General features: G+C 69.5%; 17 protein-coding genes. 7 read left to right on the top strand and 10 right to left on the bottom strand.

Translation table 11 applies throughout. From position 1 onward, the window contains the following. Positions 1 to 17: 17 nt before the first annotated feature. Positions 18 to 1,067: a LacI family DNA-binding transcriptional regulator gene (locus tag SKED_RS03425; protein ID WP_042437730.1), complete on the top strand. Its 1,050-nt coding sequence runs from the start codon at positions 18 to 20 to the stop codon at positions 1,065 to 1,067. A 50-nt stretch (positions 1,068 to 1,117) separates the two neighbouring features. Here SKED_RS03425 and SKED_RS03430 read toward each other — a convergent pair whose 3' ends face one another. From SKED_RS03430 to SKED_RS19410, 4 genes are read right to left on the bottom strand one after another with little or no spacing between them, the layout of a single operon-like run. Next, positions 1,118 to 2,368: an MFS transporter gene (locus SKED_RS03430; RefSeq protein WP_012865728.1), complete on the bottom strand. Its 1,251-nt coding sequence runs from the start codon at positions 2,366 to 2,368 to the stop codon at positions 1,118 to 1,120. A 14-nt stretch (positions 2,369 to 2,382) separates the two neighbouring features. Then, on the bottom strand, positions 2,383 to 3,579 hold the full coding sequence (locus tag SKED_RS03435; protein WP_012865729.1) for a sterol carrier protein domain-containing protein: 1,197 nt from the start codon (positions 3,577 to 3,579) through the stop codon (positions 2,383 to 2,385). A gap of 7 nt (positions 3,580 to 3,586) precedes the next feature. Then, positions 3,587 to 4,342, bottom strand: coding sequence for a class I SAM-dependent methyltransferase (locus tag SKED_RS18845; RefSeq protein ID WP_012865730.1), 756 nt, complete (start codon positions 4,340 to 4,342; stop codon positions 3,587 to 3,589). Next, positions 4,339 to 5,358, bottom strand: a complete 1,020-nt coding sequence (locus SKED_RS19410; protein ID WP_081447912.1) for a radical SAM protein — start codon at positions 5,356 to 5,358, stop codon at positions 4,339 to 4,341. The genes SKED_RS18845 and SKED_RS19410 overlap by 4 nt, the downstream gene beginning before the upstream one ends. A gap of 685 nt (positions 5,359 to 6,043) precedes the next feature. Here SKED_RS19410 and SKED_RS03450 point away from each other — a divergent pair. After that, positions 6,044 to 6,637, top strand: coding sequence for a dienelactone hydrolase family protein (locus tag SKED_RS03450; protein WP_042437732.1), 594 nt, complete (start codon positions 6,044 to 6,046; stop codon positions 6,635 to 6,637). Positions 6,638 to 6,750: 113 nt separating this feature from the next. Here SKED_RS03450 and SKED_RS03455 read toward each other — a convergent pair whose 3' ends face one another. From SKED_RS03455 to SKED_RS03465, 3 genes are read right to left on the bottom strand one after another with little or no spacing between them, the layout of a single operon-like run. Then, entirely contained in the window at positions 6,751 to 7,644 is an 894-nt protein-coding gene (locus SKED_RS03455; RefSeq protein ID WP_012865734.1) for a carbohydrate ABC transporter permease, read from the bottom strand. Beyond that, a complete protein-coding gene (locus tag SKED_RS03460) occupies positions 7,641 to 8,597 on the bottom strand; it encodes a carbohydrate ABC transporter permease (protein WP_012865735.1) in 957 nt (318 codons plus the stop codon). The genes SKED_RS03455 and SKED_RS03460 overlap by 4 nt, the downstream gene beginning before the upstream one ends. Positions 8,598 to 8,625: 28 nt before the next feature. Beyond that, positions 8,626 to 10,014, bottom strand: a complete 1,389-nt coding sequence (locus SKED_RS03465) for a substrate-binding domain-containing protein (protein WP_012865736.1) — start codon at positions 10,012 to 10,014, stop codon at positions 8,626 to 8,628. A 416-nt stretch (positions 10,015 to 10,430) separates the two neighbouring features. On the opposite strand from SKED_RS03465, the gene arfA reads away from it, so the two are divergent. Further along, the gene (arfA, locus tag SKED_RS03470) at positions 10,431 to 12,008 is read left to right on the top strand and encodes an arabinosylfuranosidase ArfA (protein ID WP_012865737.1); all 1,578 of its coding nucleotides are present in this window, start codon (positions 10,431 to 10,433) and stop codon (positions 12,006 to 12,008) included. Between the two features lie 84 nt (positions 12,009 to 12,092). On the opposite strand, the gene SKED_RS03475 is transcribed toward arfA, so the two are convergent. Beyond that, positions 12,093 to 13,028: an HAD family hydrolase gene (locus SKED_RS03475; RefSeq protein WP_012865738.1), complete on the bottom strand. Its 936-nt coding sequence runs from the start codon at positions 13,026 to 13,028 to the stop codon at positions 12,093 to 12,095. Positions 13,029 to 13,109: 81 nt separating this feature from the next. Here SKED_RS03475 and SKED_RS03480 point away from each other — a divergent pair, with 81 nt between their 5' ends. Further along, positions 13,110 to 13,364, top strand: a complete 255-nt coding sequence (locus SKED_RS03480) for a glutaredoxin family protein (protein WP_012865739.1) — start codon at positions 13,110 to 13,112, stop codon at positions 13,362 to 13,364. 41 nt (positions 13,365 to 13,405) lie between these two features. Here SKED_RS03480 and SKED_RS03485 read toward each other — a convergent pair whose 3' ends face one another. Then, positions 13,406 to 14,584 (bottom strand): FUSC family protein, encoded by a 1,179-nt coding sequence (locus SKED_RS03485; RefSeq protein ID WP_012865740.1) that lies wholly within the window; start codon positions 14,582 to 14,584, stop codon positions 13,406 to 13,408. 83 nt (positions 14,585 to 14,667) lie between these two features. Between SKED_RS03485 and SKED_RS03490 the strand changes: the two genes are divergently transcribed. Then, complete coding sequence (locus tag SKED_RS03490) at positions 14,668 to 15,369, top strand: redox-sensing transcriptional repressor Rex (RefSeq protein WP_012865741.1); 702 nt, start codon at positions 14,668 to 14,670, stop codon at positions 15,367 to 15,369. Between the two features lie 143 nt (positions 15,370 to 15,512). On the opposite strand, the gene SKED_RS03495 is transcribed toward SKED_RS03490, so the two are convergent. Beyond that, complete coding sequence (locus SKED_RS03495; RefSeq protein WP_012865742.1) at positions 15,513 to 16,058, bottom strand: YceI family protein; 546 nt, start codon at positions 16,056 to 16,058, stop codon at positions 15,513 to 15,515. Positions 16,059 to 16,317: 259 nt separating this feature from the next. Between SKED_RS03495 and SKED_RS03500 the strand changes: the two genes are divergently transcribed. Continuing rightward, entirely contained in the window at positions 16,318 to 16,797 is a 480-nt protein-coding gene (locus tag SKED_RS03500; RefSeq protein ID WP_012865743.1) for a MarR family winged helix-turn-helix transcriptional regulator, read from the top strand. 79 nt (positions 16,798 to 16,876) lie between these two features. Next, on the top strand, positions 16,877 to 17,521 hold the full coding sequence (locus tag SKED_RS03505) for a histidine phosphatase family protein (protein ID WP_012865744.1): 645 nt from the start codon (positions 16,877 to 16,879) through the stop codon (positions 17,519 to 17,521). Positions 17,522 to 17,643 lie beyond the last annotated feature (122 nt).

Below are 17,643 nucleotides of genomic sequence, written 5' to 3' on the forward strand. Positions count from 1 at the left end.
GTAGTGAGGACCACCAGATGGCTACAACGATGCACGACGTCGCGCAGCTGGCTGGCGTCTCGATCAAGACGGTCTCGAACGTCGTCAACGGGTACCCGTACATCCGTGACACGACGCGCGACCGCGTGCTCGCGGCCATCACCGAGCTCGACTACCAGATGAACGTCTCGGCCAGGAACCTCCGGTCGGGCCGCACGGGCATGATCTGCCTGGCGGTCCCGGAGCTGAGCCTGCCGTACTTCGCCGAGCTCGCCGACTCCGTGATCCGCGCCGCGGACGCGGTGGGCCTCACCGTGCTCATCGAGCAGACCGGCGCGACGCGCGAGCGCGAGCTCGAGGTGCTGTCGGGCAAGCGCAAGCACCTCACCGACGGGGTGATCTTCTCTCCCCTCGACCTCGGTCCCCAGGACCGCGCGGCCTTCGACGTGGACTTCCCCGTGGTGCTGCTCGGCGAGCGCGTGTTCGACGTCGGGCACGACCACGTGACGATGCACAACGTCGAGGCTGCCCGGGCCGCCACGGCGCACCTCATCGCCCAGGGGCGCCGTCGCATCGCGCTCATCGGGGCCCACGTCGGCGAGGACGTCGGGTCGGCCGTGCTGCGCACGCAGGGCTACCTCAAGGCCCTCGAAGACGCAGGCATCGCCGCCGACCCCGCTCTCGTCGGCGAGGCGGGCCTGTGGCACCGCGCGGACGGCGCCGAGGCCATGCACCGCCTGCTCGACTCGGGGACGGAGATCGATGCGGTCTTCGGTCTCAACGACGCCCTCGCCCTCGGTGCGATGCACGCCCTGCACATGCGTCGGGTGTCCGTGCCGGACGAGGTCGCGGTCATCGGCTTCGACGACATCGACGAGGCCCGGTACGCCTCGCCGCCCATGACGTCGGTGTCGCCGGGACGCGAGGAGATCGCCACCACGGCCGTCCGCCTCCTCCAGGCCCGCATCGCGGCACGCGGCAGCGACGACTGGACCCCGACCTCGGTGGTCGCCGGCTTCGAGATCGTGGTCCGCGAGTCCACCGGCACGTCCGGCTCCGGCTCAGAGCAGAGGTCCGGCGGCCTCTGAGCCGGACCTCCCTCGGGTCCCGGTTAGGACAGACGTGGCGCGCCTTCCGGTCACCGGTCGCGGAGCGACCTGTGTCCGATGAGCAGCGACGGCACCGCAGCGGACGCGGCGAGGACTCCCGCGACCACGAGTGCCACGGACAGGCTGGTCGCCTCGACGAGCCAGCCGAGGGCGAGCGAGCCGGCGAAGACCGAGACGTTCGCGACAGCGGACTCGAGGCTCAGCAGGGTGGCGCGCTGCGTGTCGTCCACCTGCCGGTGCAGCGTTGGCCCCTGGAGGGCGCTGACTGGTCCACCGAGGAAGAACGCGAGCGCGAAGCAGAGGACGAACCCGATGGTGGACGGCACCATCCCTGCAGCCATGATGGCTATGCCGGCGAGCAGCGACAGCAGCCCGACGGCGCGGTACCACACGTACCGTCCAGCCAGCCTGCCGCTCAGCGAGGCACCTGCTGCTGCGCTCAGCTGGGTCACGATGATGGCGACGGAGAACGCCGACGCCGCCGAGCCCGCCGAGCCGATCTCGGAGCGCATGTATAGCGGAGCGACGAGCTCGAAGGACTGGAAGGCGGCTGCGAACAGCAACCACCGGCAGGCGAACAGCAGGAAGATCCGGTTCGTCGAGACGAGTCGGGCGGCGTCGTGCACCGCGTGCCGCACGGTCGTGCTGCGCAGGTCAGGCTCGCGGGCCTGACTGGTCACGAGGTACAGCACCGCTACCAGGCAGACCACCTCGACCATGACGGCGACGAGAAGAGGCACGGCCACCCCCGTCGTCTGCACGCCGGCGATCGTCACCTCGGGCGGGAGTGCTGCCGCCAGTCCGCCACCGAGCAGTGCGCCCAGTGCACCCCCGAGCGCCATGGTCGCGAAGCCGCGCCCGAGGCCACGAGACGTCGCGAGGTCGGCCTCGGCCGGAGTCGTGGCTGCGTTCCGCGTCCGTTCGACGAACCAGGCCTGCAGCGGGCCTGACTCGAAGGCCCGGCCCAGCGCGAAAACCACAGACCAGAAGATGAACTGCGGCAGCGAGGACGCGAAGAACAGGCCGGTGAAGGCGGCCCCTCGACCGAGGCACGCCGCTGCGAGGGCGGTCCGCCGGGACATCCGGTCGGAGGCGATGCCGAGGGGCACCTCGAGCAGGGCGATCGAGAGCGCACCGACAGCCAGCACGAGCCCGACGTCTCGGACGGACAGGCCCCTCTCGCCCATGAGGATGACGAGCACCGGGAGCATCATCGACGTCCCGAGGATCTGGAGTGCCGTGAGCCCGGCGTAGCGCCGACGAACCTGCGCGACTGTCATTGATGCTGCCCTCTTCAGATGTTGATCCCGTGGTGGGGGATTGGACCAGAGAATGCGGCATCTGCGCGCAGGCACGCACCGCTGTTGTGCTCCCACAGGAGTCCGTCGTCGCGCTTGGAGATCCATGAGGCGCCCCCGAGGTAGAGCTCTGCCAAGACCTGGGGCGTCAACGAGATGTCTGGCGGTTCGAGAGCTGGCCAGACGGTTCCTGCGCCGTTCGTGACGGACAATCTCCAGGCACGTGAGTTCACGGGAAACTCACGGTCGCTGAGTTGCAGAGTCAAGTTCACATCGGCACCGAAGGCTCTGGACTCGAAGGCTCTCACCGGATCGAGGATTCTCAGGTAGAGGCCAGGGATCGTCGTCCCAGGGGAGTCAGGGGGGCGGGACTCGTCGAGAGGGCGTGGGCCGGAGAACACTCGGCATGAAGGGTAGGCGGCGACTATGAGGTCCCAGAGCTCTCGCTCTGCACGCACTGGGGCGCACAGGTCGAGGACCTGCAATGGCCGGCTGTTGTCGTCCCGCCGATAGGCCGCGACGGCGAACGCCTCCAGGCTGCCGTCCTGTCGGAGAAGTCTGATTGCGAATGGCTTCTCCAGGGACCCTCCCTGCTCGTCCTGCCACAACAAGTCGAGGTCCTCGGGGGTCGATGCGAGTGTTCCGACCCGCGAGGACCTAGATGACCGGAACCGCATCAATGATTCGGTCGTCGCACGGTCCAGCGGTGAGGACTCGAGAATCAGGCCAGCCGGATGTCCTGCTGGGACGCCAGCCGGAGGTCGCGGTTCGTGCAGGACCGACTGTGTAGCCATCCCTATCCCGAGCACAGAAGACTGGCGTGTACCCGCCAGCATGGTCGCCACCATGGCGTACTTCCGGGACGCGTGAGTGTCCTCCAGGAACTTCCGGAGAAGATCTCGCACGACCGGCTGCGCAGCGGTCTGGCCGTCAGAGATGAGCCACCTCACGGTTGGGACGAGCAAAGTGGCGCCGCCAGGGACTGTGAGCTCTCTGATCGGGCACGTCAGGCCCGCCGCGAGCTTCCGGACGCCTGCATGGTGCGTGAAGGCGCCGAGCGTCTCGTGGTCGGCTAGGGTCCTGAACCAGCGCGTGACGTGGCCGGGGGTGGGGTTCGCCAGTCCGTGGCCCTGCCAGGCACGGAGGAGGTGCCGGATGTCCCGACGATCGAGGTTGGAGTAGTGCACCTTCACGAAAGCGTCAGCTCCTCGTGGCGAACAACCGGATCCGAGGACCTAATGCTTGAGCCCGCGGTACCTCAACGACGCGAGCGTGCCGCACCAGCCCTGTCGCCTCGAACGAGCCGAGCACGTCGAGAGGATCGAGGACCCGCGTCGCGGGTGAGAAGGTCGCGAGCGTGAGCCGACCTTCTGGTCGTTCCTCCGACAGCGAGAGGTCGAAGGTGACGACGGGGCCGCTGCTCTGACGGCGTGCGGTGCCTTCGAGCCGATATGTGGTCGATCGCGTCCTGATCCATTTTGTCGGCAGGTCGACCTCGGCCGACGGCTGGGCGGTGATGCTCTGCGCGAGGGAGCGGATATCGGGTATGTCGACGATGACTCGACCCTCACCCCGGCAGACGCGCAGGAGCTCGTGGGCCGCGCTATCCAGGTCCTCTCGGCTGAGCAGGTGTGAGTATGCGCCTCGAGGTGCTATCACGAGCTCGAACTGTTCGTCGTCGAAGGGCATCTGCCGCATGTCCCCCTGGACGAGACGCACGTCCTGCCCGGCGACACGCTCTCGAGCGCCCGCGAGCATGCCGAGCGAGATGTCGAGACCGACGCGACGAGCTGGTCTGGGAAGCTCTGAGAGCACTCGTCCGGTACCGCAGCCGACCTCCAGGATCGAGCTCGTCCCCGTGGACTCGGACCTCCAGAGGTCGAGGTCGGCATCTCCTCCGTGGAAGGCGAGGTCGTAGTACCTGCTGATCGGAGAGTAGAAGTCGGCTGCCATCATGGCGCGGTCCCATCGGCGCGTGGAGCGTGGATCATGTCGAGCAAGTTGGCATCGAACGAGTCCTGCACGAGACCAGCGTGGTCGAGGTCCGGGGAGTGGTCCGAGGAGAATCCTTGGCAGGATTGCCATTTCTCGCCGCCGCCCGACAGGTACCCCGTTTCGACGGTCCCCATGGCGTACTCCGGCCGGCCCGCCGTCTCCCAGCTGCTGTACAGCGTGCCGTCTGGTCCGATCACCGCGCCGCCCTCTCCGGGCGGTGGCCCGCAGAACGAGCACCCTCCGTTCCTGGGGCGGGCCATCGTGAACCCGGCTGCGATCGACTCTCGCGCCATGGCCAGCAAGGTGTCGACCGTGCGCTTGACCGATGCCCCTGAGGATGACGAGAGATTCCACCGGTAGTCGCGGATGACAGCCAGGTCGAGCGTGATCTGAGAGGCATCGAGCTCAGCAGCCTGTTCGAGGAACCTCGGGAGCCCTTCCACGGTCTCAGAGGTGACGTTCAACCTGATGCTGATCTGCAGAGAGGTGGCCTCCTGCACGCGCCGAAGATTCTGGATGATCCGGTCGAAGGTCGGTCGTCCGCCTGCTCGAGTGGTACGCATGGTGTCGTGGTGCTCTCGCGCTCCGTCGAAGGTGACCTGGACGCTCTTGAGCCCAGATTTCCAGAGTCGAGTCGCTCGTGATTCTGTCAGCAGATAACCGTTGGTGATGATCGAGGCGTGGCTCAAGACGTCGGAGAGGTCTTCAAGAACGGTCAAGCATGGACCAAAGCTCATGAGTGGTTCGCCGCCGAAGAGCAGTATTTTCGCAGTGCTTCTCTGCTGGGATCGCATCCTTCGCCTGATGTACGCCGTGATTTTCAAAGCGGATTCGTCGGTGAGTTGTGTCCGAGCTATCCGGTCGGGTGGCCCGTCTCCACCGTCGGCCACGTTCTGGAAGCAGTAGTAGCACCCGAAGTTGCAATCAGAAGAGGTGAGGATGGTCGCAGAGAAGGAGGTCTCGAGAGGAGGGTTCATGAGCCCTCGCTCCTCCAGGCGCCTCGTGAGCCCGGTTAGTGCGTGGCTGCTCTCTGCAGAGTCATCAAGAGTCCGTGGGACTCTGACGGTCGCCTTCGGCGTGAGGCACCAGATGGATGCGTCGGTTTTCAGGAATCGTACGGTACTCACATGGGCTCCAGATGTTTCCTCGGCTCGTCAGGATCCATCTGGAGCCCACGGCGGTCGACGTTCGCGTGAGAGATGTCAGCAGATGACGTGGTTGACTCCGCAGTCCTGGAGCTCGTAGGTGATCTCGACGACCTCGAGTTCGTCGACGGTCTTGACGGGAATACTTTCCATTCTTTGCCACCCCCTCTCGTGTGATTGTCAGCACACTACGACCGAGCACTGGCGGGCAGAAGAAGGTCGAGAAGAGTTGAGTGCGAATCCGTGCCACCTGAGTGTTCGGAGGGGCAGCTGGTAGGTGTTTCGCGCCCCTGTGTCCGGGATCTAGGTCATGTCGTGAGTGGTTGCTCACCGGTCGGTCGGCAAGATCTTGACCATCGGAGTGCGCGGCGTGCACATCCGGGTCGTTGGACGCGTGGGACGCGAGCCGGCCCGTTGGGCTGGTCTCGCGCCTGCCTGTTTACCCGAGGGATCGCCACTGGACCTCGGCGGTCGTCCGGGGGAGGGTGGGGGTCTGTGCACGAGACGAGGGAGTGACATGGCTGAGGTAGTGCTGTTCCACCACGCGCTGGGGCTGACCCCGGGCGTCGAGACCTTCGCCGAGCTGCTGCGCGCAGCCGGTCACACCGTGAGCACGCCGGACCTGTTCGAGGGGCGGACCTTCGACGACATCGAGGCCGGCGTCGACCACGCCTCCGAGGTGGGCTTCGGGACGATCATGCGGCGAGGCGCCGAGGCCGCCGAGGGCACCCCTGCCGGTGCGGTGTACATCGGGTTCTCCCTCGGTGTCGTCCCGGCGCAGCGGCTCGCCCAGACCACCCCGGGTGCCGGCGGCGCAGTGCTGGTGAGCTCGTGCCTGCCGGTGGGCGAGTTCGGCGAGAGCTGGCCGGAGGGGGTCCCGGTCCGTGTGCTCGCGACCGCCGAGGACCCGTACTTCGTCGACGAGGGGGACATCGACGCCGCACGCCAGCTGGCCGCCGACTCGCCCGACGCCGAGCTGGTGCTGTTCCCCGGCAGCGGCCACCTGTTCGCCGACCCCGGGCACGCGTCCTACGACGCCGAGACCGCCGGGCTGCTCGTCGACCACGTGCTCGAGCTGCTCGCCCAGGTCGACGCGACCGCGCGGGGCTGACCTGCGCGACCGCGCGGGCTGACGGCGCCGCTCGCCACTGCCGAGCGCACCACGACGGCGGGGCCGGCACACCTGTGCCGGCCCCGCCGTCGTCGTCCGTGCTGGAGGGGTGACTACTGGCCGGCGATGCCGGTCGTGGAGATCCCCTTGATGATCTGGCGCTGGAAGAACAGGAACGCGAGGATCAGCGGCAGCGCGGCGAGCACGGCTTGCGCCATGTTCTGGGCGTACTGGATGCCGTAGGCGCTGATCACCGTCTGCAGGCCGACGGGCAGCGTCATGAGGTCGGAGTCGTTGATGACGATGAACGGCCAGAGGAAGTTGTTCCACGCGCCGATGAACACGAAGATCGACACGGCCGCGAGGATCGGGCGGGACAGCGGCACGATGATCTGGCGGAGGATCCGGAGCCGGCTCGCGCCGTCGACGAGGGCGGCCTCCTCGAGCTCGCGGGGGATCTGGTCGAAGAACTTCTTGAGGATGAACACCATGGGCGCCGCGACGATCTGCGGCAGGATCACGCCCCAGTAGGTGTCGACGAGGTTGAAGTCGAGCATCTGCTGGAACAGCGGCACGATGAGGATCTGCCCGGGCACCATGATCGAGCCGATGATGACGGCCATCGCGACCTTCTTGCCCTTGAAGTCCAGGCGGGAGAGCGCGTAGCCGGCGAGGGCGCTGATGACCAGGGTGATGAGCGTGACGGCCGTGGCGGTGATGAGGCTGTTGAGCGCCCACCGCGGCACCTGGCTGGACGAGAGCACCCGGGCGTAGGCGTCGAGGGTGAAGCCGCTCTCCGGGATGATCGTGATCGGCGCGGCGGCTGCCTCGGCCTCCGTCTTGAGCGAGGTCATCACGGCCCACAGGACCGGCACGAGCCAGCCGAAGGCGAGCACCGCGATGACGACGTACGAGGCGATGCGTCCGGCGCGAGGCTTGCGCCGCGGCTTCCTCGTGGCCCCGCGCGCGGAGGTGACGGGCGTGCGTTCGAGAGTCTGAGCAGTCACGACCGTGCTCCTCTGCGGTTGATGACGAGGATGTTGACGAGGGACACGACGACGATGAGGAAGAAGAAGATGTACGAGATCGCCGACGCGTAGCCCAGCCGGTACCCGGTGAAGCCGACCTCGTAGACGTACTGGAGGATCGGGCGGGTCGCGCCGCCGGGGCCACCACCGGTCATCTGGTAGATCTGGTCGAAGACCTTGAGCGAGGCGAGCAGCTGCAGGATCGACACGAGGACGGTCGTCGGGCCCAGCTGGGGCAGCGTGATCGAGAAGAACTGGCGGCGGGTGCTCGCGCCGTCGAGCGCGGCCGCCTCGTACTGGTGGTCCGGGATGTTCTGGAGGGCGGACAGGTAGAGCAGGAAGTTGAAGCCCACGGTCCACCAGACGGTGGTCACCACGACGGACATCATCGCGGTCGACGGGTCTTGCAGCCAGGCCTTCGGCTCGATCCCGACCCAGCCGAGGACCTCGTTGACCAGGCCGAGCTGCGGGTTGTACATCCAGAGCCAGAACTGCGAGACGACGGTCGAGGCGAGCAGGAACGGCATGAAGAACGACAGCCGCCAGACCCACTGGCCCTTGAGGTTCATGTTGACCAGGGTGGCCAGCAGGAGGGCCACGACGACGAGCGGGATGGTGCTGAGCACGGTGAACACGACCGTGTTCCACAGCGACTTCCACATCTCGGAGTCGGCGAAGGCCTCGGTGTAGTTGGCGAACCCCACGAGCTCGGACCCGGCGCCGGTGAGGCTGCGCCCGGTGAAGCTCATGAAGAACCCGGAGACGGTCGGCCAGACCAGGAACAGCAGGAAGGCGATCGCGAACGGCGCCATGTACATCCAGCCGCGGATGGTGTCGGAGCGCCGACGGGCGCTGAGCGAGCGCGCGGCGGCGTCGGGTGCCGCGGGGGAGGGGGGTGCGTCTGTGCGCCCCTTCAGGTCAGGTGTGGTCATGATGAGACTTCCTCGTCCCTCTCGTCGGTCAGACCGGGCTCGGCCGGGACATCAGGGTGTTGATGCGGTTCACGAACGCGTCGAGACCGTCGGCGGGGGCCACAGACCCCATGTAGACGCTCTGCATGGCGTCGCCGAAGTGCCGGTGCAGGTCGGACCCCGACCCGCTGAACCAGGCCTCGGGGTCGTAGACGACGTGGTCGACGGCGTCGGCGTAGTCGCGCTGGGGGACGAGCTCCTGGTAGGCGGGAGACTCGAGGACCGGCGTGTAGGCGGGGATGTGCCCGGCCTCGGCCCACTGGAGCGATGACTTGAGGAGGTCGGCCACGAACTCGTGCGACTTCTCGCGCTTCCAGGCGTCGGGGGACGACTGGTGCGGCAGCACGAAGGAGTGCGAGTCGCAGAAGGCCACGGGGTTGTCGAAGACGGTCGGGATGACCTGCATCCCGAGGTCGATGTCGTTCTCCTTGAAGGTGCCGATCTCCCACACCCCGCCGAGGAACAGGCCGGTGCGGCCGGTCGCGAACTCGGAGATCGCGGTGCCGCCGTCGTTGCTGCTCGAGGCGACCTCGTCGTCGAGGAGGGACTGGATCCACTCGAGGGACGTCATCGCGGCGTCGCGGTCGTACTGGACCGTGCCGCCCTCGGGGAAGGACATCTCGGCGCCGGTCTGCTTGTACCAGGTGTAGAACATGCGCCACATGTTCGAGGGGTCGTTGAGGAACCCGTAGGCGAGCCCGTTCCCGCCGGTCACCTCGGCCATCGCGAGCGCGACGTCGCGGAAGCCCTCGGGGGAGTCGGCGCCGGTGATGAGGCCGGCCTCGTCGAGCACGCCGGCCTGGCCGGCGGCGGTCTTGTCGTAGTAGAGGACGAAGGGGTGCGTGTCGATCGCGACCGACAGGACGCGGTCGCCGTTGAGGCCCTTCTGCCACACCAGCTCGGGGACGGTCTCGGCCGAGACGCCGAGGTCGGCGAGGAGGTCGGCGTCCCAGGCGTCGAGCAGGCCGCCGGGCGCGTAGCCGGGGACCCGGGCGCTGTGCATCACGGCGATGTCGGGTGCGCGGCCGCCGGCCGAGGCCATGGCGAGCTTGGTGTAGTACGGCGAGCCCCAGCCGAGGATGGTCTGGCGGACCGTGACGTCGGTGTTCGCGGCGGTGAAGTCGTCGATCATCGTCGTCAGGGTGCGGCCGTCGCTGCCGGTGAGGAGGTGCCAGAAGCTCAGCTGGTCCTGGGGGCGGGCGACCGTGCCGCAGCCGCCGAGGGCCATGAGCGCGGCGCCGCCGGCCATGAAGGCGCTGCCGCGCAGGAACGAGCGTCGGGACAGGCCGCCTGCGTCGGGTCCGTCGTCTCGTCCGGGACGGGGGTGCGCCGGGCTGGTGCTGGCGCTCCGTCGGTCTGGGATAGCCCAGTCGTGCATAGCCACTCCTTCGTTGCTACGTGAACGCGCTGCACCGGTGCAGCGCGGCCTGGTCGTCCGTCCGTCCCGCTCGGAGCCGAGGCTCGTCAGGGTCGGTCTCGAGACCGCCGCCCGTGGTTCTTCATCGTTGTACAAAACTCGGGTAGACAGCACAGTAGCCCCCTCTGCCGGGTTTTGCCGACCCCTCGCCGCAGATCCGGGCGCAACCCGCCCGCTCTGCGCGGTGTGTCCGGTGTCACGTGGCGCCCGGGCCCCGTGGCCGTCCCGGTGATGGCGCTCGCGGCCTGTTGACGGTGCCGGGGGGGTGGGGCATCATCGCTCTACAACGATGTAGACACGACGGTCCGGACGAGCCAGGCTCGACCGGCCAGTCCGCCGTCCGGCACCGAGGCCGGGCGTCCCCTGACAGGAGCCCCATGAGCACCCCAGCCCCTTTCCGCAGCGCCTCCGACGGCACAGCCTCCGACGGCACCGCCGCCGTCACCCTCACACTGGACCCCGCCTTCACGGTCGGCCCGGTCCGTCGTCGGACCTTCGGGTCCTTCGTCGAGCACCTCGGTCGCTGCGTCTACACGGGGATCCACGACCCCGAGCACGAGAGCGCCGACGAGAACGGGTTCCGCGGCGACGTCGTCGAGCTGACCCGAGAGCTCGGCGTCTCGACGGTGCGCTACCCGGGCGGGAACTTCGTGTCGGGGTACCGCTGGGAGGACGGCATCGGCCCGAAGGACCAGCGCCCCACCCGCCTCGACCTCGCCTGGCACTCGAGCGACCCCAACCTCGTGGGTGTCGACGAGTTCATGCAGTGGGCGCGCAAGACCGGCGTCGAGCCGATGATGGCGGTGAACCTCGGGACGCGCGGCATCCAGGAGGCCCTCGACCTGCTCGAGTACTGCAACGTGCCCGGCGGGACGCACTTCTCCGACCTGCGCCGCGCCAACGGTCACGAGGAGCCCTACCGCGTGAAGATGTGGTGCCTCGGCAACGAGATGGACGGTCCGTGGCAGATCGGCCACAAGACCGCCGAGGAGTACGCCCGCCTCGCGACCGAGACGGCCCGGGCCATGCGCATGGTCGACCCGAGCATCGAGCTCGTGGTCTGCGGCTCGTCGTCGTCGGCGATGGAGACCTTCGGCGCGTGGGAGGCCACCGTGCTCGAGGAGTCCTACGAGCACGTCGACTACATCTCGGCCCACGCGTACTACTTCGAGGAGGACGACGACCTCGGGTCCTTCCTCGCGTCGTCGGTCGACATGGACCACTTCATCGAGTCCGTGACCGCCGCAGCCGACTACGTCCGTGCCGCCGGCAAGCACACCAAGCGCATCAACATCTCCTTCGACGAGTGGAACGTCTGGTACCAGAAGCGCGCCGAGTCGGTGCCGCCCACGGGCGACGACTGGCCGGTCGCCCCCGTCCTGCTCGAGGACCGGTACAACGTGGCCGACGCCGTGGTGGTGGGGAACCTGCTCATCTCGCTGCTGCGCAACACCGACCGCGTGCACGCCGCCTCGCTCGCCCAGCTGGTCAACGTCATCGCGCCGATCATGACCGAGCCGGGCGGCCGGTCGTGGCGCCAGACCACCTTCCACCCCTTCGCCCAGGCCTCCCAGCACGCCGTCGGCGACGTCCTTCAGGTCGGCATCGACGCGCCGACCTACGAGACCGCGCGGTTCGGCGAGGTCCCCGTCGCCGACGCGGTCGCCACCCGCGACCCCGAGACCGGTGCGGTCTCGCTCTTCACTGTGAACCGGTCGACGACCGAGACGACCACGGTCACCGTGGACCTGCGCGCGCTGCGACGCGAGGCCGACGGCCAGGGCGTCGACGTGGTGGAGGCCCTCACCCTGGCGAACCCGGACCACACCTGGTCCGCGACCGCCGACGACGAGACCTCGGTGCTGCCGCAGGACAACAGCACCGCCACGGTGGACGACGGTGTGCTCACCGTCGAGCTCCCGCCGGTCTCGTGGACCATGGTCCGCCTGGCCTGAGTGGCCTGAGGTCGCCCGGGTGGAGGATCACGGCCGGTCCCGGTGCTCCGGGGCCGGCCGCAGGTGTTCCCGAGGGGCGTCGGGTCAGCGGCCGAGGCGCCCGCGGACCGAGCGCGTCACGGAGCGGACCACGAGGCCGGCGGCCCAGGCGAGGCCCGCCCAGCTGGCGGTCTTCATGCCGCGCTTGGCGGCGCGGCGCTTGCCGCGGAACTCCCGGATGGGCCAGCCGATGGTTTTCGAGTGCTTGCGCAGCCGGGGGTCCGGGTTGATCGCGCAGGGGTTGCCGACCGTGGACAGCAGGGGGACGTCGTTCATCGAGTCGCCGTAGGCGGAGGAGGCGTCGAGGTCGAGGTCGAGCTCGACGGCGAGCTTCTGCACGGCGTTCGCCTTCGCCTGCCCGTGCATCATGTCGCCGACGAGGCTGCCGGTGTAGAAGCCGTTCTCGTGCCCGGCGACGGTGCCGAGCGCCCCGGTCGCACCGAGCCTGCGGGCGATGAGCTCGCCGATCTCGACGGGCGTCGCCGTGACGAGCCACACCTGGTGCCCGGCAGCCTGGTGCGCGTCGAGCAGCTTCTGGGTACCCGGGAAGATCTTCTGCGACAAGACCTGGTCGTAGACCTCCTCGCCGATCGCCACGACCTCGGCGACCGAGTGGCCCGTCATGAGGAACAGCGCGCGGGAGCGGACCTCGTCGATCTGCTGGGTGGTCTCGCCGAAGGCGAGGTAGCGGGCCTGCTGGAAGGCGAAGTTGACGATGTCGCGCTTGCGGAAGAACCCGCGCTGCCACAGCGCCCGGGCGAGGTAGAACGAGCTGGCCCCGCGGATGATCGTGTTGTCGACGTCGAAGAACGCGGCCACCGGACGGGCGTCGTCCTCGGGGGCCTTCTCGCCAGGAGCCTCGGCCGCGACGTCGTCGTCGTGGTGGGTGGGCACGTGGTCTGCGGCCGCCTTGGCCAGCGCGACCTCGGCCACCACCTCGCCCGACTCCGGGTCTGTCCTGTCGATGCGCACGGCTCCCACTCTAACCAGGCTCGCGCCGCGCGGCAGGTGGGGAGAGGTGCGCGGAGGGCGTCGCCGGGCCCGGGGCCTAGTGTTGGTCCCGTGAATGCTCAGCGACGCGTGGTGGTCTTCACCCGCCAGGACTGCCACCTGTGCGACGACGCCCTCGAGGTGGTGGCCCGGGTGTGCGAGGACCTCGGTGCTCCCTGGACCACGGTCGACGTCGACACCTCGGCCGCGCTCCGGGCGGAGTACGGCGAGCACGTGCCGGTCGTCGAGGTCGACGGCGTGCAGCAGGCCTTCTGGCGTGTGGACGAGGCGAGGCTCCGCCGGGCCTTGACCACTGCGCCGCGCTGACTCCTGCCGCGCTGACCCCCCACCAGGTCGTCGACCGACGATCAGTCCTGCTCGTCACCCGTGCGGTCCGCGTCGGTCGCCTCGCTCTGCTTCTCGGCCGCAGCCTCGGACTCGGCGTCCACGCTCACGGCGCGCACCGCGCGGTCGAGGGCGAGGACGAGCGCGCCGGCGGCGAGGAGGTCGCCCTCTCGGCGAGACCGCTGCTCCCGCACCTCGCGGCGCAGCCGGTCGACGGCCTCCCGGAGAGCCGTGGGCGGGTCGGGCAGGGTCGCGTCGGTCGAGGCCTCGAGCGCCCGCAGCGCCTCCGCGTACTCCGCGAGGGCGTCTGCGGCGGGCGGGCGCAGGTCCGGGCCGAGCGCGGGGTCTCGCACGTCGCGGGTCTCGGTCTCGGTGAGCAGGTCCGTGAGGTGGTCGACGAGCGTGGCGTGGCTCTCGAGCATCTTGGACCGCTGGGCCTGCGCGACGGACCACGCGCTGTAGCGGCGCGCGTGCCAGTTGCCCCGGCTGGCCTCGGCCGCGTACGCGACGGCGGCGCGTGACTTCTCGAGGACGGGGCCGAGCGCGAACCGGCGTTCGTCCCACTCGCCCGGCGTCGGGGGGCGGTCGCCGCGCAGCCCGTCGGCGAGCGCGTCGAGCTGGTCGGCGAGGGTGTCGCGCAGGCCGTCGAGCGCTGCGTCCGACGGGGTCAGCGGCAGGGGCGGGAACGCGAGGTTGACGGCGATCCCGACGAGGGCACCCGCGGTGACCAGGCCCGCGTACGCCCCGACGAAGGCCTCGGGGTTGGCGCTGCCGATGACGAGGACGAACAGTGCCGTCGTGGTGACGTACGCGCCCATCTCGCCGAAGAACCTCCAGCCGGCTGCGACGGTGGCGATCCCGACCACCAGGGCGATGGACGGTGCGGCAGGGGGGAGGAAGGCGTCGGCGAGCCGGGCGACGACGACGCCGAGGAGGATCGCGGCGACGGTCTGGCTCGTCTCGCGCAGGGACCGGGCCACGGTCGTGGAGGTCGCGATCACGGCGCCGAGCGGCGCGTAGTAGGGGTAGTCCGAGAGCGGCTCCGGGGCGAGGACGCCGACGTACCAGGCGATCGCGGCGGCGACCGAGGCCTTGAGGGCCATGGACCACCGAGGGTGCAGCGTCCACAGGCGCAGCACGCGACCGGTGAAGAGGCCGGTGCGGCTGGTCTTGATGCGGGCGGTGAGGTCGTCGGGGGGCACGGCGTCACGGTACGGACCTCCGCGGCGGTCTGCCTGTCGAGAGCGCCACGGCCTGCTGCCGTCCGCGGACCTACCCTGGGGGGATGACCGCGCCGCAGCCTGAGCCCCGACCCGCCGTGCCGGGGCTCGACGACGTCGTCGAGATCCGCCGGAGCATGCCCCAGGCGAGCGTCGAGCGGCTGCCCGGGTACCTGCGGGTGCTCACCGAGCTGTCCTCCCACGGCGTGACGAGCGCCTCGTCGCAGCAGCTGGCCGAGCTGGCCGGCGTCGGGCCTGCGCAGCTCCGCAAGGACCTGAGCCACCTGGGGTCGCACGGCCGCCGCGGCGTCGGGTACGACGTCGACACGCTGCGCGAGCGGGTCCAGACGGCGCTCGGGCTCGTCGTCGAGCTGCCGGTGGCGATCGTCGGGGCCGGCAACCTCGGGCACGCCCTCGCCAACTACTCGGGCTTCGGTGCGCGCGGCTTCACCGTCGTGGCGCTGCTCGACGCGAGCCCTGCGCTCGTGGGGACCGAGGTGGCGGGGGTGGTGGTCGAGGACGTCGCGCGCCTCGCGGAGGTCGTGCGCGACCTCGAGGTGGCCATCGTGGTCATCGCGACCCCCGGGGACCAGGCGCAGCGGGTGTGCGACGTGGTGGTCGGGGCGGGTGTCCGCGAGATCCTCAACTTCGCCCCGCGTGCGCTGCACGTGCCGGAGGGCGTCGAGCTGCGGTCGGTCGACCTCGGCAGCGAGCTGCAGATCCTCGCCTTCCACTCGCGCGAGCGGTCCGGTCGCCCGCAGGTGTAGCGGACGACCCGGGTCCCGCAGACGCCTGAGGCCCGTCTGCCGCTGGCAGACGGGCCTCAGGTGCGCTCAGGACCGGACGCCGGGGGACGCTCGGTACGGGGCGGCGGCAGCCGGTCGCGCGGGGCGCGCGGCTGCCGAGCGGATCAGGCCTTGATGGCCGAGATGTCGAGCGAGATCTTGACCTTGTCGCTGACGAGCACGCCGCCGGCCTCGAGGGCGACGTTCCAGGTCAGGCCGAACTCCTTGCGGGAGATCTCGGTCTTGGCCTCGAAGCCCGCGCGGGGGTTGCCGTACGCGTCCACGGCTGCGCCGTCGAACTCGGTCTCGAGCTCGACCGACTTGGTCACGCCGTTGATGGTGAGGTCACCGGTGACGGTGAAGTCGTCGCCGTCGGAGGAGACGGAGGTCGAGGTGAAGGTCCAGGTGGGGTTCTTCTCGGCGTCCCAGAAGTCCGGGCCGGTGAGGTGCGCGTCGCGGTCGGGCGAGCCGGTGCTCACGGCGGTCGCGTCGAGCTCGGCGACGACGGAGGAGCTCTCGACGTCCTCGCCGATGGTGATCACGGCGGAGTTGAGGCCCAGGGTGCCGCGGACCTTGGAGATGCCGGCGTGGCGGACCACGAACGCAGCGGTGCTGTGGCTGGGGTCGGCGTTGTACGTGCCGGCGACGAGGCCGTTGGGGAGTGCGGTCATGATGGGAGCTCCTTGGCAGTTCTGTGCCTGGGCGGGCGGGGCCCGACCCAGACGGGCGAGTGGACGGCGGGAGGTTCTCTCTCACCTTCAATACTTGAATCTTCTACTAAGTTCTGCGAGAGCGCAAGCCCCTCCCTCGTCCGATCTTTTCCCCTCTGTCCCGACAGCGCGCGTCGGGGCAGATAAGGTCCAGGTGACGCACAGCACGACCGACGCCGGCGCCCACCACCAGCGCGGGGACCCTCGAGAGACGTGAGAGATGAGCAGCGACACCGCACCGACGCCCTGGCTCGACGAGGAGCAGCAGAGCAGCTGGAGGTCCTTCCTCGAGGGCAGCGCCCGGCTGACCGAGGCGCTCAACCGCGACCTCGACGCCGAGTCCGACCTCTCGCTCCACGAGTACGAGGTGCTCGTGAGGCTCTCCGAGAGCGAGCAGCGGACCCTGCGGATGTCGGCCCTCGCCGACAGCCTCGCGCACTCGCGCAGCCGCGTCACCCACACCGTGCGGCGCCTCGAGGACCGCGGTCTCGTGCGGCGGCAGGCCTGCGTCGTCGACGGCCGGGGCGTCGACTGCCTGCTGACGGACGCCGGGATGCAGACCCTCGCCGAGGCGGCCCCGCACCACGTGCGGTCCGTGCGGCGGCACATGGTCGACGTCCTCACCCCGGAGCAGCTGCGCACCCTCGGTCAGGCCATGGCCCTCGTCGCCGACGCCTGCCGGGACTCCGACGGCAGCTGAGGCGCCCGGGTCGACGGGCGCCGAGGCCGGACGAGCCGACGGTGCCCCGCCGTCGCGAGAAGTTTGGGAGGATGGGCCCATGGCCACCACCACAGTGCACCTCATGCGACACGGCGAAGTCTTCAACCCGGACAAGATCCTCTACGGACGGATCCCGGGCTACCACCTCTCCGAGCTGGGGCACCAGATGGCCCAGCGGGTCGCCGACCACTTCTCCGCGGGCGACTTCGACATCACCGTGGTCACCGCGTCGCCGCTCCAGCGCGCGCAGGAGACCGCGACCCCCATCGCCGCCGGCCTCGGGCTCGAGCTCGGGACCGACGAGCGCCTCATCGAGGCGGGCAACTACTTCGAGGGCAAGACCTTCGGCGTCGGCGACGGCTCCCTGCGGCACCCCGAGCACTGGCCGCACCTCATCAACCCCTTCCGCCCGTCGTGGGGGGAGGCCTACAAGGAGCAGGTGCAGCGCATGCACGCCGCGGTCGAGACCGCGCGCCAGCAGGCCGAGGGCCACGAGGCCGTGCTCGTCAGCCACCAGCTGCCCATCTGGATCGCCCGTCAGGCCTTCGAGAACAAGCGCCTCTGGCACGACCCCCGCAAGCGCCAGTGCTCGCTCGCCTCGGTGACCTCGCTGCGCTTCGACGGCGACCGCCTCGTCGGCCTGCACTACACCGAGCCGGCAGGCGACCTCCTCCCCGGCGCGTCAGGCGTCTCGGGCGCCTGAGCCACGTGCTCGTCCGAGCAGCCGGTCGTCGGTCTCACACTCATCTCACACCGCTGACGGCCGGTTTCTCAGACATCTCTCAGTGACATCGGGGATAGTGGGCGCGTGCACCCTGCTCTCTC

The sequence above is a fragment of the Sanguibacter keddieii DSM 10542 genome (assembly GCF_000024925.1).
In the GTDB taxonomy this organism is placed as follows: Bacteria; Actinomycetota; Actinomycetes; order Actinomycetales; family Cellulomonadaceae; genus Sanguibacter; species Sanguibacter keddieii.